We start from the raw sequence: 1,392 nt of genomic DNA, 5'->3' as shown, positions 1-1,392 counted from the left end.
AAAAATATCAGTAGTTATTAGAAAAAGTATATTTAGGAAAGGAATTTGTTATGCTCAGCAGAACTTTTGTTTTACCAGTGAATTGTTGCAATGTGCACAGTAAATTTTATGCACGATATGACACTGATTATTATGGAGATTGGGTGCTTACTTATGGACTTAAAACAGTCCCCACTGATGTTGGTATTGAACAAAATGGCAGTAACTCATTTGATATAGATATTTCAAATTCAAAGCTAGGTCCTCAGTATAGATGTCCTTATTGCGGAAACAAGGAATTTGTGAGGTGCGGGAGTTGCAAGAAATATACTTGTTATTCGGGGAATGGTAGGTTTATATGTGACCATTGTGGAAGCACCGGAGAGGTCACAGGAACAATAAAAAAATAGAAGGGAATAGTTTTAACTCACAGAGCTGATATGAGTATATACAAATTTTCTAGCCAAGAATATAACGTATACAATAAAATAATAAATGCGCTGGATAATAAGTTAACGCAGATTAGTCTACCGATATTTTCAACCGATAAGATCTTGAATTTGTATGATAAGGCAATAAGCAAAAGTAAAAACGGGATATTATATGTACCAGGGAAAATAAAAGTTATTAAAAAGATAAGCTATATGATACTGTTTGTAAATACTTGCCCAGAATATGAAAAGAGAGTAACTTTTTACAGCGGAACGGAGTTTGAAATACAAGATATAATTAGCAGTGCAATGAAAGAAGCTGACAATGTAGGCAGATTAATGAATGTTTATAAGTACTTTGTGGATAATTTTGAGTATGAGGAAGTTGATGCGGAAAATAAAAAATTCCATTATCCTGCAAGTCCTTTTTTATATAAAAGGGCTGTCTGTGATGGATTTTCACTTGCATTTTCCTATGTTATTAATCGAGTGGGCATTGAATGTGGCGTAGTAAGCGGTTATGGGACAAAGGAATCGTATAATAGCGAGCATATGTGGAATATTGTTCGCTTGAATGGCAAGTATTATCATCTTGATGTGACATGGGATATAAGTACAAAATCGACAGGAAGCAGGTTCCTTGATTACTTTTTGATAGATGATGCATTGGCAATGAGAGACCACATATGGAAGGATAATGCTATTGAGAATTGTAACGACCTTTCACTTGAATATTATATGAGAGAGAAGTTGGTATGCAGAAATCATTTGGATGTATTTAAATTGTTCATAAATAAAATAACACTAAGAGAGCCCGAGATTGGCTTTAGATATTTAGGATTGAACGGAGATGGTATGAATACAGATGTCATGCTTAATATATTAAAAGATGCTTTTGAAAAGTGTCGAAATACATATTCGAATGTTAGTTATGGTTATAACGACACGGCCAGTACTGGGTATATTAAGATTGACTATTAAT

At 33.5% G+C, this 1,392-nt stretch carries 1 protein-coding gene; it reads left to right on the top strand.

What is annotated here, in order from left to right; genetic code table 11:
• Nucleotides 1-419 precede the first annotated feature (419 nt).
• Nucleotides 420-1,391 carry a transglutaminase domain-containing protein gene (locus CCU_RS13760; protein ID WP_015535066.1) on the top strand — a complete coding sequence of 324 codons (972 nt, stop codon included), beginning with the start codon at nucleotides 420-422 and terminating at the stop codon, nucleotides 1,389-1,391.
• Nucleotide 1,392 lies beyond the last annotated feature (1 nt).

This window comes from Coprococcus sp. ART55/1 (genome assembly GCF_000210595.1).
GTDB lineage: Bacteria > Bacillota > Clostridia > Lachnospirales > Lachnospiraceae > Coprococcus > Coprococcus aceti.
Note: the sequence above shows the minus strand (reverse complement) of the source record. Positions and strands in the feature narration are given on the sequence as shown.

Bases quoted from the DNA above. Each gene is read 5' to 3' on its own strand.
- CCU_RS13760 (WP_015535066.1), top strand. From the start codon at position 420: ATGAGTATATACAAATTTTCTAGCCAAGAATATAACGTATACAATAAA.